We start from the raw sequence: 17,055 nt of genomic DNA, 5'->3' as shown, positions 1-17,055 counted from the left end.
GCGCTTTGTACCTTATTGACAGTGACGCAGCTCGTAAGTTGTGCCAGTACCAACTCATCCACGAGCTAATCCGCGCGTTGGATTGTCGGCTGACGGATCTTGCAGTACTGCCTCAACTGCCCTTTCAGCTTCGGCTAAACAATCCGCCGGCGGCGCTGAAAAAGCTCGGCTCAGAGGAGGCCGTAGAGCTTGCCAAGGAGCTGGTTCGCCATGCCAGCCTCGTCGAGGTGCGAGTTGAGCAATCGAACTACTTTCTTGATGTTGAGCGACCAGACATTGATTCCGGAGAGGCCGTTCTGTTTGCTGCCATGTATCAAAGTCCTAGCGATTGCATGGTCAGCGGTGACAAGAGAGCATTCGTAGCACTGTCAAAAATAGACAACCATGCAGCCGTAGCAGGCATCTGGGCGCGTCTGATTTGCCTTGAGGAGGCGATCATGCTCATCCTGGAACATGGAAATTTTGACGATGTGTCAGCGAAAGTCCGCGCCCGAAATGATGTCGATAAGGCGCTTAGCTTGGCATTCGGACATTCTCGGACTGCTGATCACGCCAGCGTGAAAGAGGCCCTGAACAGCTTCGTAGCGGATCTGCAACGCGAAACGGATGGTCGATGGGTACTTCTGGAGCTCAAAAACTCGAGCCGGCGTCACACCCCGGCTAACGCTTCGGCCTGAGCCTCAAGGCTGATTGCATCACTGGAATTGAGTCGTGTTGAAGACACCTCATCAATTGAGTTTTTCCAAATGGTTTCAGCCTGGCGATTCTTCTTGGCGACTCATAGGAGTGGCGACCTATCGCATCAGTCGTTTCGCGTAACCCAAGCCCAAGCTAACAAGGCAAAGGAATGTTTTCTTTGTAAGCGTCTGCCCAACACACCTTGCATGGCTAAACGAATGTCCACTTGTGCGGCAACAGCTCAGCAATCTCGCTCGCCCGCTGCGTGGCGAGCCTGTAAATACCCCCAGTTCGAGCGCCCAAGCGCCCATGGCCGGACCTGATTTTCTACGTTCATGCGTATACGAAACACCTGACAGGCCACGATCCATAGGTCAGAAGTCGATCCTAGACTGGACGATAGCAAAACAATGGCTACAGTCTATTTACTGGCGGCCTGATCTTATCCTCGTCCATCTTCGTAGGGCTGCCGCATTCATTTAGGAAAATCATTCTTCATCTAGGGATGGGTTGAGCTATGTGGATATCGCGAATCACGCCCGTAGGTGCAATGTTGATGGGAGTTGCTGCGTTATCTGCCTGCACCGTCGACCCGACGGTCCGCTACGTAGAAGCAACTGCCCCGGGCGAGACAGCACGTCAGCCGAAACTAATCGATAGTTTCTATCGCCAGAAGAACGAGCTGACAATCGAGCTGAAAGTCGCTAAGGCCGGAGATAAACCGCCGGCGGAACCATTTGTGGTGACCAACCGCCGGCTTGAAGATACGACGCGCCGGGTCATGATACTTGGCGCCGACCCTTTTTGGACCAAGACCACGATCAACCTCACGAAGGTACCCGACACGGACTTGATAGCTACGGCGAGCTCCGACGTCACCGACCAGCGCACTGAAATTATTACGAACGTAGGCAATGTCCTGAAGGTCGTTGTACCGCTCGCAGTCGGCGCGGCCGCCAAACCCGACGGACAGCCGTGTGATGCTCTGACCGTTCGCCCCTGTGTTTGGGCTTTACCGCGAGACGATCGCGGCAACAAGAACGAGATAACCCTCAGCCCTGGTCTAACAATCGCTTGGGGTGCGGCACCAAAAACTGCCGTCCCGGTCCAAGACCCAAGTTATCAGGACTTCCTAAAGAATCCACAGCACGGGATCTTTTATTCGGCGTGCCGCGAGGTAGCCCTCACTTATGTCTCCACCGACGCCACCAATAGGACTGTATATAGCTGGCGCGGTAAAGTTGCCGACCCGAATTTCGTCGACTTCGTGGCCTTCCCTAGGACAGGGCATATTGAATTCCACAGTCAGTGCGGCGTCTCGGTGAAAAACGAGAAGGACTCGGCGGCCACGGCAGACGCCTTGATTACAGCCGCTGTGACTCAAGCGGTGGCCATCAAGGACGCCCTCGACAAAGCGGAAGAAGCCAAGGAGGCGGAGGCTAAGAAAGCGGTCGCCAAGAAATAGGAGGTCAAACATGGCTCGACCCAATGCATTCACAATTTTCTCTGCTCTGATGTTTGCAGCCATCGTAGGCTTGCCGTCCGACCGCGTCGCGCTGGCGGCTGAAACGATCAAGATAGGCCCACCCGTTAAACCTGCGGACGAAGGGCTAATGGCTCCAGTCTGGGCGCCAGGTCACCCCCCAAAAGCTGGACAGAAGCTTTCTTTTAGGTCTCTTCCGCTGAAGCTGGGGGTTACCAAGATACAACTGTCGGGCGGAACCGTTGTCGTCGATCTTCTAGACTGGCGAGCTGTGGCAGTCTCCGATATTTCAGATGGGGAAATGTGCTCGCTGACCTTAGTGGGGCCCCGTACTGTTCTGCTTGCCGCGCACTGCGTGGACGCCCACCTAGCGCCCGGCGAGGACGGCGAACCGGCGCTAACCGCCGAGGTGCGCTTTGTCGCAACTGGCAATCCTTACAAAATGAACTGCGACCTAAGCGAGGATTACTTGCGATGGAGGGTCAATGATTCGGGAGTTCCCCGCTCTGCAGCGGATTATGCGCTGTGCGAGCTAGACCGGCGCGTCGAGGACATTAAGTACGAAATGATCGCGTTAGACACAGACCTCAAGATCGCGGAGGTTGTGACGCTCGTCGGACACGGTTGCGACAGCCTCGGCCTTTCCAACGACGAGACTCACTATACCTATAAGGACGGTCACCGAGTCCTGCGAATTGGAGAGCGGCCGATCGAAGCTACTACAGTGAGTCTCAATGTAGGGAGGCCCGCTCTTTACTGGCGTACGCTTTCGGAAAGTGGGCGCGAGCCGGCTCTATGCTATGGGGACTCCGGCGGGCCGGTGATGTTTCCAAAACAGGGCGGAGCTAGGCGTGTGATCGCCGTGAATTCCGCCTTGGGAGCCACACCCACCGCTACCCATCTTCAGCCAGCTTTCTATTCCTACCTCTCACCACTTAGCACCAAGGAATTTAGAAGTTTTGTGAAACGCTGGACTGCAAAAGGTGAGGGGAAGAATCCAGCACATCCACGTGTCATTTGCGGCTTTAACCTACAATCCGGAAATCAAGGCTGCCGTATCTAGAGAGCGAACCTATGCCAGCTTCGCCTAAGTGTATGACAATACTGCTAGCCCTCCTTTTCATGGTGAACTCAAACCTCCGTGCAACGGAAGATATCCGCGTCGTTGCTAGAGCTGTCGGGGCGCTTCCGAATGCCTCTGTGGTAGCGTTTATTGCAAAGCACAGCAAGCCCACCCAACTGAATGCGAAGGAGTTTCCTGAAGCGGCCGATATGACCGCCGAGCAAACTGCGGTCCAGCTTTGTGGCATCGTAGAGGACGGTTATCTTGATCAACTGGATAACGCGAACAACTCTGTGTTGATCCCGCGCGGAATACGACTTGGTCCTCTCACTTACAACCTACTGTGGCCTGCTTGCCTACGTGTGGGCGGACCGCTCAAATACACAGCGCGCAAAGGAGATAGTTTCACTTCCATCAGGCTGCTGCTGACTGGCGAGTACGCGAATGGCCCTGGACTTAAAGCCTATTTTTTTGATAGTGGCATTAAAGTAGGCCAGACTTTTTCCTACGGTACGGTTCTGACTTTTCCTTTCGAAACTTACAGAACCTTGCTGAGGGTCGCGCCGACGCAACTTGCGGAGTTCAGTTCTGGCCTGAAGGCTGCTGGCGGGCGCGAGGTGATGGTAAAGACTGATCCTATCCGAGTCGGCCGGATCGCTCCTATAGGTAGCGGAGTGATTCAAGGGGGGAACAGTGACTGCTCATCGGATGGGACCCTGGATTATCCATTCAAACCCGAGGCGGTAGTGGCTGCCATCGAATGGTTAAAGGAACAAAACATCGACTTCAATACAGCCACGGTCGCTGTAGCAGACAATGGCTTCTTTGGCGTTCCTTGCCATACTGCAAACTGCCCGGCTATGGATGGAGACAATTTACAGCCGTCCGAACGTTTTCCTTCTGAAATATTCGCTCCTTCCGGCTTCTATGCTGGTGCGAGGGAATGGGTTGGCCCCAGATTCGTCCAGTCATCCCTCCACCCAATTAACTTCGGCAACGGTTATACGGCCATCGACGAGATCGACGAATACAGCGGGCATGGCACCCATGTAGCTGGTCTAGTGCTGGGTGGCCCGAGCTTTCAGATGCCGTCTGCCATAAATGGAAAGGCCCCACGGGACACTCTCAAGATTGGCAGCGAATTTAAGTTGCGATTGTCAATTTTTGCCTTATCTCAAGGTACCGAGGAACTGTCTATCGGCGCAGAGCAATTGCTCGACAGCTATATGCGACAGGTCAATGGTCCAGCCGTTGTCAACTTAAGCCTTGTCTTCGACACATCCTTGGAAGACTCTGTCGCCCCGACTTTCGATCGTTTGATCTCTCAAAACGGCACACGCGTTCTTTTTGTTGCCGCCGCCGGGAATCAGACCATACCTCTAGACGATGGGCGTTTACTCCCTGCATCACTTGGAGGCCCTACCCGTACAAATGTACTAACTGTGGCCTCTGTGGATGCTGACGGAACTTTGTCGGAGTTCAGTAATCGAGGTAAGGAGCGTGTAGATCTTGCCGCGCCAGGCTGCCATATTTCCTCCTGGCTCGACGCCACCAGCGAAGAAGTTCCTCTAACGGGTACCTCTCAATCCGCGGCACTGGCTTCCTTTGCGGCTGGCTTGCTCGCCGTGGTGAAACCTTACAATTTAGCCCGCGAGATCAAGAACCGATTGATAATCAGCGGTGACTTATTAGCCAACGAACCGAGCCGCAACGGGGTCGCTTCCATGTCGAGGCTAAACATCGCCAAAGCGCTGTATTTCAAGCAAGACTACATCACCTTCAAAACGCCCGAGCAAACAGAGCAGAGTTACCTTGGTAAGGTGACCCTTTTTTCGGGTGCCATGTGCAACGGCAAAGAGCGGGACTACCGGCGTTTGCGATCCTTGAAACGGATAGACTCTAGATCAGTCGTGATCTTCTCGGGAGAGCTAAATGGAGAAGTGGCCATATGTAAAGGCATCCTCAAGACCACTTTTGATGGCGTAGAGAACTCCATTCACTTTGAACCCAAGTGGGTGAAGGTCGGGGACATGTTCATACCAGTAGCGACAACGCAGGGTGCGCTGGATATCCCGGCTGAACAACTTATTGAACTGGTTAAGAAAGATCCGGATTAGTTCTCTACAAGCACCAAACGACGATCAGACTTCAGTCTAAAGGCAAATCCTGTATTTGCACGTCGACCTTCGCGGCACCAGAATTTGGGGAACAGAGACTGATCGAGGCGCTCCCGCCGGCGATTTGCACGTATCGCCGACTGTTTTTTTGGTAGACGTTTCCAAGCGGATATGAACAGCACGTCGATGTGAATCGCCCCGGGTTTCGTAGGCTACTTCGAGCTTCGAGGTAACGTCCCATAGCAGGCCCGCCACGGGGCATCTGCGTTATCTTGATGAATTTAAAGATAGAAGCGAAAAAGTCGCTCAGAGTTCTAGACTGCGGAAGACTCTGCGCTAGAGGTTCCAGCCATTACCCCTACGGGCTCAGCGCTGCGGCCTATCTGGATGGCGACCCGAACGAACCGCTCTTGATTGGCCGACCTCGTGCCAGCCAAAGCGAGAGCTTCAGCTTCGAACTGAGCGCACAACTGCCACTTCTGGGTTTTATCCTTCCTTCGGCCTTTCATAAACACTCCTGCGCTATTCAATTTTTACCTGACACGTAGTGAGGGGGAATACACGGAAACTTATCCTATTCCCATGTCGCACCTATAGAAACATCCGGTTCGACACCTGGTTGCGAAATTGCAATCCACTTGACCACCTGTTTGCATTCGACCTGACCAGTCATTTGCATTCGTTCTGACCACCGATTGCATCGGATTTGACCAGCACGCTTTACCATGATCAACAGAGAACGGCCAGAAGCGCGCTCTCAACTAACACGACGAACCTGGGCGAATCTGAGTTTCCCAAGATCGTCCGCTCCCTTCGAAAACGCCTTCTCTTGACTCATACTTCACTGAAGAAGCGACTACCATTGTGCTTAAGTAGCTCAATCATCGCCTTCGGCGCAGGGGTGGTAAATAGCAACTGCCACCCTCGGTTCTCGAACGGCCAGGCATACCAGAGAATCAATCAACCCTGAATGTGCCCCCTGCCCTGGTGCTCCGAGGAATCCGCCGAGAAAACTGGCATACGCAATTTTGGAATCTACAATTCCCTTACGAGCGCTTTTGACAATGTAACGAACCTATTTGCTCACCAGAACAAGCTGTTCGATTCGTAGCGTCCTCAGCGCATCTCGGCCAAGCTAGCAATGACTTGGCACGCTATGGAACCGCCTACAAAAGGAACATTCGAATGTCGAGACTTATTCTGGGACACACTACGGACACGACCGCCAAGATCTGGATTAGAGCATCACAACGCTGGCCAGTCGCTTTCGTTCAGTTAATCAACCCTACCAACGACAAGAAACTGGACGAGATTTCTATCCAGACCCAGGAGCCTGAGTTTTTTACCGCGGTTCATGATTTCAACGGATTGACCGCTGATACTGATTACAAGATCAAAGTTGCCTTTGCAAAATCACTTAAAGACCCGCCAGAAGCACGCATTAGGGAAGCCTATACCGAAGGCCGGTTTAAGACATTCCCGAAGACGAACAAGCAGCCTTTCACCTTTCTGCTCGGCTCCTGCAACCTGCACTCACTCGGCGTCCTGGAGAAGCCAGACGAGTCCTGGGTAACCATCTCCAGAGTCGCGGCAAAAACCCAAGCGCGTTTTATGATTCATGCCGGAGATCAGATATATGCCGATATTCCGCTCAAGCCTGAGGCCAGTCTGGAGCATTACCGGGACAAGTATCTGGACGCTTGGGATGACTGCGTCCCCGCCAAGCGGGTACTAACGGAGTTGCCGCATTACATGATCCTGGACGACCACGAGATCATTAATGACTTCGAAAATGATCGCGGGGGACTCGGCAGTACCCTGCCGCGCATCGCACTCAAAACCTATTGGGAGTTCCAGCACTCCCACAACCCGTTGACACTTGGCGCCCCCGATCAGTATTACTACAGTTTCAACTATGGCGACGTTCAATTCTTCGTACTGGATACCCGTACCTCACGCATATCCAGCCTAAACCAGATGATCGATGACAAGCAGCTCAAAAGCTTGCTCGCCTGGATGATCCAGTACAAAAACAACACTAAGTTCATTGTTACCAGCGTGCCCTTCGTGGGTGTTGTGAAGAATCCAGGGCAGGATAAATGGTGTTCCCCAGCCTATACGGCCCAACGAGAAAAAATCCTGGGACACATTCTGAAGAATGGTATCAGCAATGTTGTGTTCCTGACCGGCGATATGCACACCTCGTACTGCGCCGACATGGAAATATCTGATAGCAACGGTAACAAGGTCGTTATCCAGGAACTCATGTCCAGTCCTATCAACCAATTTACACCCGACCTTCCCTTGGAGTTCCACTATGAACCCCCCAAGACAGAATCCAGCGGTGGACTTCAGTACAAATCCACGATCAGGAAAAACTCCTACTACGGTGCTCACTCGAACGTCATGAGCATCACTGTCACCAGCGGGCAGCCCATCGAATTCGGCATTTACAGAACTACAAACGATTTGTTTAAGCCGGCGACTTCGATAAGACCTGCGATCAAAGGAAAGCTCTGAGCCGAACACAGGGTGGCTTGATGTACCGCAGCGACGAGGTATCCCGCAACTAAGGGCCACCGGTGACTCGCTGCCCCAAGCTGCAGAACCCTGACTGTTAGGACGGCGTACTGTGTGCTGTCCTGGCCGGCCAGAATCGCCGCCGACTGCTCACCAGTGGTTCGGTTCCAGATTGGGCATTCGGGCGTCCGAATGGCAAGCACGAGGGAGTGCCAATGCTGTTTGCCAGATCGGACTCGGCCCCGATTTCGACGATGGTATGCCGATGACATAGGCCAATACCAGAAAGCAGCCAGCAGCAGGAAAGCCGTAAAGTCATCCGCTGGCACGAGTAGAGTCGTCAGTCACCATCGGGTTACCGCCGGCGCGGATTTTACTCCTGCTTTGGCAGAGGTGGCAGAGCAACGTCGGTAAGCGGATAGGGTGCGACGTCGGGATATTGCAGTTTCAGGCGATCGAACAGAGGGGTTAATCCCTTCTGTGCACGCAGCAATTGCGGGTGGTGCGGATCGTTCCCGAAAAAATCTTCCCAGTGCCCTATGAGCAGCTTCCGGGGCTTAGTGATCTTCAGCAGAGCCTCGGGGTACAACTCGACCTGGTCTGTCGACGCCCCGCAGATGATCTCCACATCGACGCCCTTATTGTCCGGCAGAATAGGTGGAAAACCGTACGGTGGATTACTGGCTGAGTCCTGGTAGTGGATGCGGTAGATTACGGTCTTGAGATCATCGTCCAACAGATCGACCAGCCAGGCCATGGTGGTGCCTTCGCGCCAGCCGAACACCGTTTTGGGGAGTGTGCTCAGTACCTCATGGTCATAGTCTCCTGGCAGGAGATCGATACCTGCAAAGTGCGGTGCGTGCTGAGAGTGGATGGCAAGGAATCGGAAGTGCCCGTTACGTTCCCAGCGCTCATCATTGGACTTCACAACGACAGGTACGGCACGGCCATCCCGCTTGACCGGGATCATCTTCGCTTCCATGTTCACGAACCGACTCTTCAGTGACTCGGCGGCGAGGATGTGGCCAGCGGTGACCGGACCGTAGGCGATGGCATTGGGTGTGTACTTCTGCATGATCACAGGGACATCGAGTAGATGATCGTAATGCGAATGACCAATCAGCAGAACGGTTACGTTCTTCGTCTTCGGCATGTACTCATCGATGCGCTTATGATTGGCAGCGACCAGGATTGGCGGAAAACTTGGATTGCTGAAAGACGGTGCGAAAAGCAGTTCCTCGCCTTTCCACTTCAGCAGCCAGCCACCGACGCCGAGGTAGGTTATTTTCGGTTCGGCGAAAATTTCATGTGTGGTTGGCTCCTTTCCAGTGAGATCCTTGGCGCAGCCACCCAAGTACAACACCACAAGCAACATGACCAGACGCATCGCTATCTCTCTCTGGATTCTCCTAGAAGACTAGCGCAACGCCAGCAGAAAACCGCGTCAACCTATCAGGTGGTTCCCTCAATTTCCATGATCATGTAACAGGTCATACTTTGTCGTCGGTCATATATTCGTAGTCGAAGCGGTTTTCCTTGTCGCGGATCGACTCGCTGCCCATGCCGCACCTATAGAAACATCCGGTTCGATACCTGGTGACTTTCCACCGAGTAAGACAAGTACACCCACTTGTGACTGAGCAACAACCGGATCAACAATCCCTTAACGAAGCGTCCGAAGCTAAGCAATCGTTTGTGTCTCCGTTCGCGGCTATCAGCTCGGAACGAATTCGGGCGATCAGATCATCAATTGACAGCGTGTCATCGAGGGTCAGGTAGTAGGTCGTTAACAGAGACAATGGGTGCACCGAAAGCACTGAGGCGATTTCGTTAACTTTGTCTAGCGTGGGATTTTTGAGCCCTCGCTCAAGCGTACTAATGTACGTTCGACTGCTCACAGACGAAAAGGCCTCCTGAGACAGCCCTGCTCTGATTCGATAACGTCTCAATGTAATCCCAAAGGCTTTTCCCAGCTCCATCGATACGTCCCACAAAAGGAACGATAGAGCCCCATTGCACACCATAGAGCTACAATCTATAGTGTTCATTTCACAAGGAAAATCGCTCGTGTTGGTGACATACGCACAGGCTGAGGTACCTTTGGGGCTAATGGCTGGTAAGTCCGACATACGCCATTGGCGCTATGCAGAACTCTCATTCGCCAGCATCTGGCTTTACGTTTCTATTGGATATGTGCGCTCCGGGCACCAGCGCCAATGCACACTCCTTATGCCGGAGTTGCGCGAATTCGAGCAATTGCTCAATGATTGTGGTGACGCACTGTGGATCAACGATGTCATGGTCGTCAGTCCAGGGGACGTTAACGACAGTGGGGCGTGGATGATGGAGCGTCTCGGCACCTTAGAAGAAGCAGTCGACAAGCAGACGGGAAAATTCGTTTACATCTACGTGCTGGAGAATGGTAGGCGGTACCCCGAATCCGAACTAATCCGAAGCGATAAGCTTCGGGATCAGCGAGTGCTTTATCAACGCTAGTCGCAGCCTCACTTACTCTATGTAGATTCTGATGCGATGCCCAGTCAGTACAAATTGTATGATTGAGGACTCGACATCCCGATTTACGGCTTCGACCTAGACTCCCAGTCACTCACTGCCTTGTCTCGGTTGTCTTGATGCGTAAAGTCGAATGGGATAGTGAATTCCTGTCGTGTTCCTGCACCACGAGTTCGCAGACGCTAGGCTGATAGCCAAGCATGCTCGCAAAAGGTAGCGCAGCCATTACTTACCGGACACAAGACAGTTTGGAGGTGAAATGACAATGCCGCATGAGCGCACCCGCTCAGTGATCCAGACTCGTGACTTTCTAGTCGAGTTATCCCGCGACATGTCGTTACCAGAGCGTATTCGTCGTGACGCTGAATTTCTTTTACGCCACTATCCGACCAGAGAGGACATGGTGACGGCGGGCCGTGTCGAGGAAGACACAAACTCATTAGCAGGGCTGTTCGGGCCAGTCTTTAGCTCGCCAATTGAAGATTAGCCCCATGACACCAATTGGCCGCGCCGCAAAAGGAGCACCAGCACTTTTCGAAACGACGGGAGCCTCGTAAGCGTCCCGCCAGCAGTCGTTCAAAACTCCAGCGATAAAATCGCAAATGTGCGCGTAATAGACGGATACCATTAAGCGCTAAGCGAAGGTCCAGGAAGGTATGATTGCTGACTCTCAGTCCCGACCATCGTCAGGTAAGGATCAGCGATGCAGCCGAACCGGAAGGTTTTTGCTCTGGCGCTCAGCTAGCTCCAATTCTCTCAACCTCTCCCATAGCTGAATATTTTCCGTAAGCACACGGTCACGCTGTGTACGAACCATTACAAGCTCTTTTTCTGAAAGTGCCAACTTACGCTCCAAATCAACCATGCCTTTGGCGTCCGACGAACCGGAACCCTTATTACACTCAGCACGAAGAGCAACAATCCTTGCGAGCAGCGGTAAATGAGCTTTGCGCGACCTCTTGAGGTAGCCTCGGTCAAATCCAGCCTCAAGACTGACAATGCTGGCTGTGAGCCTGGATAGATTTAAACCAATATGTACGGGCATAACAGGCTTACCGTCTACGAGGCGTTGCAGTGCTTCCTCACAAGCAATCAACCCGGCACTCAAATTCTGACCAGATGCCATCATTAGAGCTCCACTGTATCGATAAGGCGCGATTTGAAGGCTGACATCCTTTTGATGTCATCATCCACAACTTGATATTCTCCAGAGCCTTCGGCGTAGAAAGATAACTCTTCAATCGCTTGTTCAATAGCTACCATCAATTTTTCCGGTTTAATGATTGCACCTTCACAGGACAAACATTCTGCGTAATCTCCAAGAAGAAATGAATTACAGCGGCCGACCTTCGTGCAACCACCGAGAAGAGTAGGACGGTAGCTAATCGCACCATCCTTCACGCGCTGTTCCGTATCAGCACGGACATCAAAAATGTTTATTTCACCAACTTGAAGTCGTTGCTTTTGCTTCTGCGCATATGAGCCAGTGCCGCCAAACAATGGCTCCTCACTGAAGAGCAGATCAGCAATCAACTGGTTTGCAACAGACATTGGCATCGCCATCTGAAATTCGAAAGCGAAGTGATTACTCGGCAAAACAAATTCGTTCTTCATATCGTCGTAATAACCGAAAATCGTGCGTAGACGGTCAAAATTATTGCTATAGTATCGCGCCATTTCAAGAGTCATGTGCTTAAATTGAGCTCGAAGAGAAGGAAGCGAAATAAAACCGCTGCTGCTCCCGTAAAAAGCTAAAGAGCGCCTAAATTGATGACTAGCAAATGACCAGGGCTGACCGACTGCAAATTCTTGCTCACTATAAAAATCACGGCAGGGGTCGCTCTGAGCCAACTCCGTTAAGTCCTCGGGCTTAATTGTTAACGCATTCAGCATGAGCAACTTGGTTTTTTTGAATGTAGGAGCACCGACCTCATCAAACCTCCTACTGTACCCCACTATAGTTGGATTTAGAAAAAGTGAACAAGGACCTTCTAACTCAACTGAATAAAGTTTTGCGAGACCGCGACAAATAGATCTGAGAACTTCGACCGCTTTGACAACTTCATCCGAAGCGAACCATGCACCGCCTTCTTTATAACCGGAATATTTTGTCGTCGTCGACAATACACTTACTATTTGCGACTGATCTCGCACTACCCCTTGATCATCCATTAGTTGATCTCTAACAACTTCCTGACGCAAGCAGTTATACGGCATTCGCGTGACTTCCTGATCGCGCATCCCGGTATAAAGGTGGATGACCGTCTTCGCCACATACTGGATTTTCAGTAACGCTGTCTGAACTTTGCTTTTGGAAGCACAACTAAACTCTCCAATGAACACCTCATCAAGAGCATGATCATTTATTGCTTCCGCAATAGTAGGACGAAAGTTCTTTCTTCCACCTAGCTTTTGACCTTTTTGATGTGCGAAGCTCATCCCATAATTGGGATCAGCAAAACATTCAATAAAAAACTCATACCCCTCGACTCCTTGATAAGCCTGATTAAGCAAATCGCTTAAGATGTTAATAGCATTCAGGTATATCCGTGTAGGAATTAGCGGGGTTTGCCTATATTCAGGATTCTTCAGCTCAAACTCATAAGGATTTAGTACTTTATAACCGAGCCGCGCTTCGCCTACACTCACCAACTTGAGGAGCATTCCAGATAGCACGCCTTTATTAAAACCAGTGACTTGCTCTCGAATGAAGGCCGACAGATAGGTAGGCACAGTAAATAACTGCTCTAAAGTTAAAACACCAACTAACGGCTTTTGTTTTTGCGCATAACAAAATAGCATGGCCCTGCGTAAAATCCTCCAATAATGATTGATCGTGGAGTGACTAACCTGACCAATACGTCCACCACCGCCAAAATAAATAATACAGTACAGTAGATGCTTTGCATCACTTTTGAGCGCTTTCTGCTCTTGGCCGCCGACATGAAAAACTGCATCAAAGCGTATTTTTGAAATTCTTTTTGCGGAAGGCCTGTACGGATTGAAATCCCAAACATCATCGCCGTACACTGCCGTCGCATTTCCTTTTTCGTCACGACAAAGTACGAAATTCGGGGCTGGCCCAGCATTATGCTCTGGAGCGTTATCGGGCTCGTAATGACTTAAAAAGATTTCCGTGCCGAAAACTGTTCCGACGGATTCGATAGCTGCGCTCAAAACACTACCCCCATGCTTTCATAGCGACTGAGACGCCTCTCCCAAAAAGGCGTTAGAACTCCGTTATTAAATACTTTATATTTAACAGTCTCAACGAGGCTCTTTATAGATTCGGAGCGCCTACATAGCGCGTCAATAACGAATTCAATTCTAATTGACAATTCTTTATATAACACTTCAGCATGTGAAGGGTCTGAAGCCGTCGCACGCACTGCATTTATTACATACTGTAAGCTCATAAGTTTGTGCAGGTCCTCCTCATCTGCGTGACAGGCATAGTATGTGCAGTAAAGACAGCCGTACTGGGTGGAACAGTTCGGCTCAAGCATAGTTGCCTTGATATCACTTATCGGCTTCGGATGCTTAAATCTGTCACAATGGCCCGCCGCCACCGAGACTCTATTATCCGAAACATATTCGCCGCGCTCTAGAACCATGGAGGCGGCAAGGCGCACTGATTTCCAAAAGCGGCTGAACTCAGCATCTTGCTGCTCGGGCGATGCTTCTGCATAAGTCGAAATGTTCATAGCCTCGGTGTGATTCAGCGATTGCGCTACAGTTGCGAGAGATAAGCCAGCCGAATGCTGTCCGACGCTTTTATTCTTACGCATTTCACGAGCCGAAAGATTCGGCACACTAGATCCAACAAAAACCCCAGAAATAGATCGATACAACTTAGACATAATCTCCGAAACTTTAAAATCATTGAAACCAATTAGTACACCAGCATCGTCAAAAACTGATGTTGAAAAAAACAATTGTTCAGCGTGCCTTCCATTCAGAATCCAGTCACGGAGTTTGAGGTAATCCTTTAGTAACGGCAGACCATTTTTTTGCCCAATGTTATATAGGGTAGTTTTTCCTCCGGCGCGAAATTTTACCGCTGAAAGCTCCTTCTTGAGAGGAGACCGTTCAACCTCTAAAGCATCACGATAAGTAAACTGGGCGAACTCAGCTGGCGTCGCTCCCGTAATCAACAAAAAAAGCCCAGCATAGGCTTTCGCCGCAAGTTCAGCCATGTAAAGTCTGTGCCAGTGACGATCATTATTATTGGCATTGATAAGCTTTGCCTCTGCGGACTGAATAGCACGTACAATATTGGACTCTCTTGATTTCCTGCGTCCAATTTTCTGAGCGAAATCCTTGTACTCTTCAACGGTTGCGATTCGACGCTCCCGACCATTGTAAATAGGAACTGCATTGCGAAAGGGTGTGACAGCACCACAAGTGGAAGGAAACATAACCACTTCATAATCCCTGACACTCACAACACAAGGATATGGTTTATTTCTCAAAACAAAATCACTACCGATCTGGGCAATTGACAAAAAAACGTCTTTGTATAACTTAACATTAGCATTACTTCGTACTGCGGCCCCTCGCCGAGCAACTATTTTAACGGCAGCTAGCAGAATGTAATGAAATCGCTCTGGAAATAATAATTCAATTAACCTAGTAGCCGCTCTTTGATAGCCGGAAGCAGTAACAGGGCTAATCTCTTGCATTTTTATACGATGATTGAGGTACGCCGTGTAATCTCTATATGCCTTTTGAGCTTGAATTTCGCCACCAAAAATCTCTCGATACTCCTGAGTATCTAGCCAATCAATGAACATCTCAGTTTTCTTAAACCAAAGCAGAACTGACGTCTCTCGCAAACCTACAAATGATAGTAGTAATCGAACGATTAGTTCACGGCGACTCTCAATGAATGAGGAGATCAGGACTGGTGTACCGCGATCATCTTGGCAAGCAACATTTCTACCACGAGAAGAATACGCAAGACTACCTAGATCTAACGGCTTCTTTAGTAGCCTACGCGACAATTGCACCTGTATAAGCTCAGGTTCGGCAAACTCCTGCAAAACCTCATTGAGCGTTATAATCTTCGTATTAGCGCGGTGCATTAACTGACCTTGACTATTCAATGGACTCACCTATTTTCAAAGCTTCGTAAGTCCCATTAAACAACGCACCCTCCCATACTTCTTGAGCGATTACTTTTTCATGAGTCATCGTAAACAACTTTAGATAATTTTCAGTCGTCACTCTGGACTGATGATGCATTCGCTTCTGAATAAAATCTATGTCTTCGCCTGGACGCAGCAATCCTTTTTTCACCAAAACTTGTAAGCGTTGGTAAAGTTGATAAGCGTAGGTCGCCCGCAACCAGTGAAAGGAAAAATCTTTCGGAAAATCGCCAGTAATCTTTTTAGATAGTTTTCGTTTTAGCGTATCTGTTACCTGCCCGGTCTGGGGCGATCTGATAATCGAGTATTTCGGATCACTTTTTGCCATGTAATAGCAACTGCCTTGATCCGAAAGAAACAAATACACATCCTCATCCACCATTGAAATGCCAGAGTAGCTCATCTCCAAATGCGCACGCAGCTTTCGCCTACGCTTCGACATCATTGGACTTCTAGCTAGAGTGATCAACTCTTCCGCAAGCTGCCTGGGAAAATATAACGTCTGTGCACTGTCGTTTTTCGTATCAATACCAGTACCCGGCCCAGCATGTAATTTATACGTTCCCTCGGGTAGCAACTTTTCTTCTTTAAATGCATTAAGATGTTTCAAACGCATGGTCAGAACAGTTTGCTTGCGAGCCCCAGTCATAAGCGAAGTAAGCAGAATCAAACGCTCCACTGAAGACCATTGCTTTTCGTCACTAATGGTATTCATAAACTCTCCAAGCTCTGAATTTGAAAGCGGTCTAAGGTCCTCGCCGTCTTCTCGAACGAACCCAATTGGCACTGCGCTAACCCCCGGTGTGCGCCGTGTTTGGCTGCGCTTTTCAGCCTCTATTAGCCTCGACCCTTTGGGACTATGAATAAGGAATCGGACTTGTTTTATCGTGTCGACCCTACCCATATCCAAGGCATACCAGAATTCGGAAACGTACTTATAAAAATGGTATACAACAGAAGTATGCTGATTGATCACTGCGTTACTGCGAGTACCATCATTAATCAAGTGATAGAAATATTTATAAGTAGGGCGTAGGGGAGGACGAGCACCAGAAAAATCCAGCCAATCCAAATTACTATCTTCACAGAACAAGAGATAGCTGAGAAGCTTGCTAGCACGACGCCTAACATCATCGGTTCGACGACTCAAAGGCGATTTGTTGCGCAAAAGACTTAGCAAATAGGCATTTGCTTCTTTCCAGGGACGACCATCGGTGTGAAATAGAAACGGCAGATGATATAGATCGCCGTTATCCTCTGCGCCTACTTCGTTAACCTGATACACAACCTCCGACTTAGCACCTTCTAGTATTAAGCCTGCTGCACCTGTAGTTTCGTAGACATACAAACTGGAAAAAGCATCTCGGGCCAGAGTGATGAGTATTAGACGACCTTCGTGACGCGGATTGGTAAAAGACATGACTCACCTTTGATTTGAGTGAGTCAACATTAGAGAGTCGGCCTACACGATGCATCCCTACTCGATGCACTTACTCATGGCATGAAGTTCATGCCTTACTCAGAGGGCCACGT

At 50.2% G+C, this 17,055-nt stretch carries 13 protein-coding genes; 7 read left to right on the top strand and 6 right to left on the bottom strand.

Annotated elements, in window-relative coordinates; translation table 11 throughout:
• Window positions 1–5 precede the first annotated feature (5 nt).
• From IB250_RS20080 to IB250_RS20060, 5 genes are all read left to right on the top strand, one after another.
• The gene (locus tag IB250_RS20080; protein WP_192345338.1) at window positions 6–677 is read left to right on the top strand and encodes a hypothetical protein; all 672 of its coding nucleotides are present in this window, start codon (window positions 6–8) and stop codon (window positions 675–677) included.
• A gap of 557 nt (window positions 678–1,234) precedes the next feature.
• Window positions 1,235–2,143 (top strand): hypothetical protein, encoded by a 909-nt coding sequence (locus IB250_RS20075; RefSeq protein WP_192345337.1) that lies wholly within the window; start codon window positions 1,235–1,237, stop codon window positions 2,141–2,143.
• A 10-nt stretch (window positions 2,144–2,153) separates the two neighbouring features.
• Window positions 2,154–3,224, top strand: a complete 1,071-nt coding sequence (locus IB250_RS20070) for a trypsin-like serine peptidase (RefSeq protein ID WP_192345336.1) — start codon at window positions 2,154–2,156, stop codon at window positions 3,222–3,224.
• An 11-nt stretch (window positions 3,225–3,235) separates the two neighbouring features.
• Window positions 3,236–5,341, top strand: a complete 2,106-nt coding sequence (locus IB250_RS20065; protein ID WP_192345335.1) for a S8 family serine peptidase — start codon at window positions 3,236–3,238, stop codon at window positions 5,339–5,341.
• 1,185 nt (window positions 5,342–6,526) lie between these two features.
• On the top strand, window positions 6,527–7,861 hold the full coding sequence (locus IB250_RS20060) for an alkaline phosphatase D family protein (protein ID WP_192345334.1): 1,335 nt from the start codon (window positions 6,527–6,529) through the stop codon (window positions 7,859–7,861).
• A gap of 373 nt (window positions 7,862–8,234) precedes the next feature.
• On the opposite strand, the gene IB250_RS20055 is transcribed toward IB250_RS20060, so the two are convergent.
• On the bottom strand, window positions 8,235–9,248 hold the full coding sequence (locus IB250_RS20055; RefSeq protein WP_192345333.1) for an MBL fold metallo-hydrolase: 1,014 nt from the start codon (window positions 9,246–9,248) through the stop codon (window positions 8,235–8,237).
• A gap of 265 nt (window positions 9,249–9,513) precedes the next feature.
• On the bottom strand, window positions 9,514–9,840 hold the full coding sequence (locus tag IB250_RS20050) for a helix-turn-helix domain-containing protein (protein WP_192345332.1): 327 nt from the start codon (window positions 9,838–9,840) through the stop codon (window positions 9,514–9,516).
• An 88-nt stretch (window positions 9,841–9,928) separates the two neighbouring features.
• On the opposite strand from IB250_RS20050, the gene IB250_RS20045 reads away from it, so the two are divergent.
• Window positions 9,929–10,357 carry a hypothetical protein gene (locus tag IB250_RS20045; protein WP_192345331.1) on the top strand — a complete coding sequence of 143 codons (429 nt, stop codon included), beginning with the start codon at window positions 9,929–9,931 and terminating at the stop codon, window positions 10,355–10,357.
• Window positions 10,358–10,634: 277 nt separating this feature from the next.
• Window positions 10,635–10,862: a BPSL0761 family protein gene (locus IB250_RS20040; protein WP_192345330.1), complete on the top strand. Its 228-nt coding sequence runs from the start codon at window positions 10,635–10,637 to the stop codon at window positions 10,860–10,862.
• A 210-nt stretch (window positions 10,863–11,072) separates the two neighbouring features.
• On the opposite strand, the gene IB250_RS20035 is transcribed toward IB250_RS20040, so the two are convergent.
• The 4 genes from IB250_RS20035 to IB250_RS20020 are packed head-to-tail and all read right to left on the bottom strand — an operon-like array spanning window position 11,073 to window position 16,942.
• Window positions 11,073–11,504 carry a hypothetical protein gene (locus IB250_RS20035; RefSeq protein ID WP_225603659.1) on the bottom strand — a complete coding sequence of 144 codons (432 nt, stop codon included), beginning with the start codon at window positions 11,502–11,504 and terminating at the stop codon, window positions 11,073–11,075.
• Window positions 11,504–13,552, bottom strand: coding sequence for an integrase (locus IB250_RS20030; RefSeq protein WP_192345329.1), 2,049 nt, complete (start codon window positions 13,550–13,552; stop codon window positions 11,504–11,506). Before IB250_RS20030 ends, IB250_RS20035 begins: the two co-directional genes overlap by 1 nt.
• Window positions 13,549–15,489 carry a hypothetical protein gene (locus IB250_RS20025; RefSeq protein ID WP_318652701.1) on the bottom strand — a complete coding sequence of 647 codons (1,941 nt, stop codon included), beginning with the start codon at window positions 15,487–15,489 and terminating at the stop codon, window positions 13,549–13,551. The genes IB250_RS20030 and IB250_RS20025 overlap by 4 nt, the downstream gene beginning before the upstream one ends.
• Window positions 15,473–16,942: a site-specific integrase gene (locus IB250_RS20020; protein WP_192345327.1), complete on the bottom strand. Its 1,470-nt coding sequence runs from the start codon at window positions 16,940–16,942 to the stop codon at window positions 15,473–15,475. Before IB250_RS20020 ends, IB250_RS20025 begins: the two co-directional genes overlap by 17 nt.
• Between the last annotated feature and the right edge of the window lie 113 nt (window positions 16,943–17,055).

Origin of the sequence: Pseudomonas sp. PDM09, from assembly GCF_014852305.1 — a bacterium.
In the GTDB taxonomy this organism is placed as follows: Bacteria; Pseudomonadota; Gammaproteobacteria; order Pseudomonadales; family Pseudomonadaceae; genus Aquipseudomonas.
This window is presented reverse-complemented; position numbering and strand designations above follow the sequence as displayed.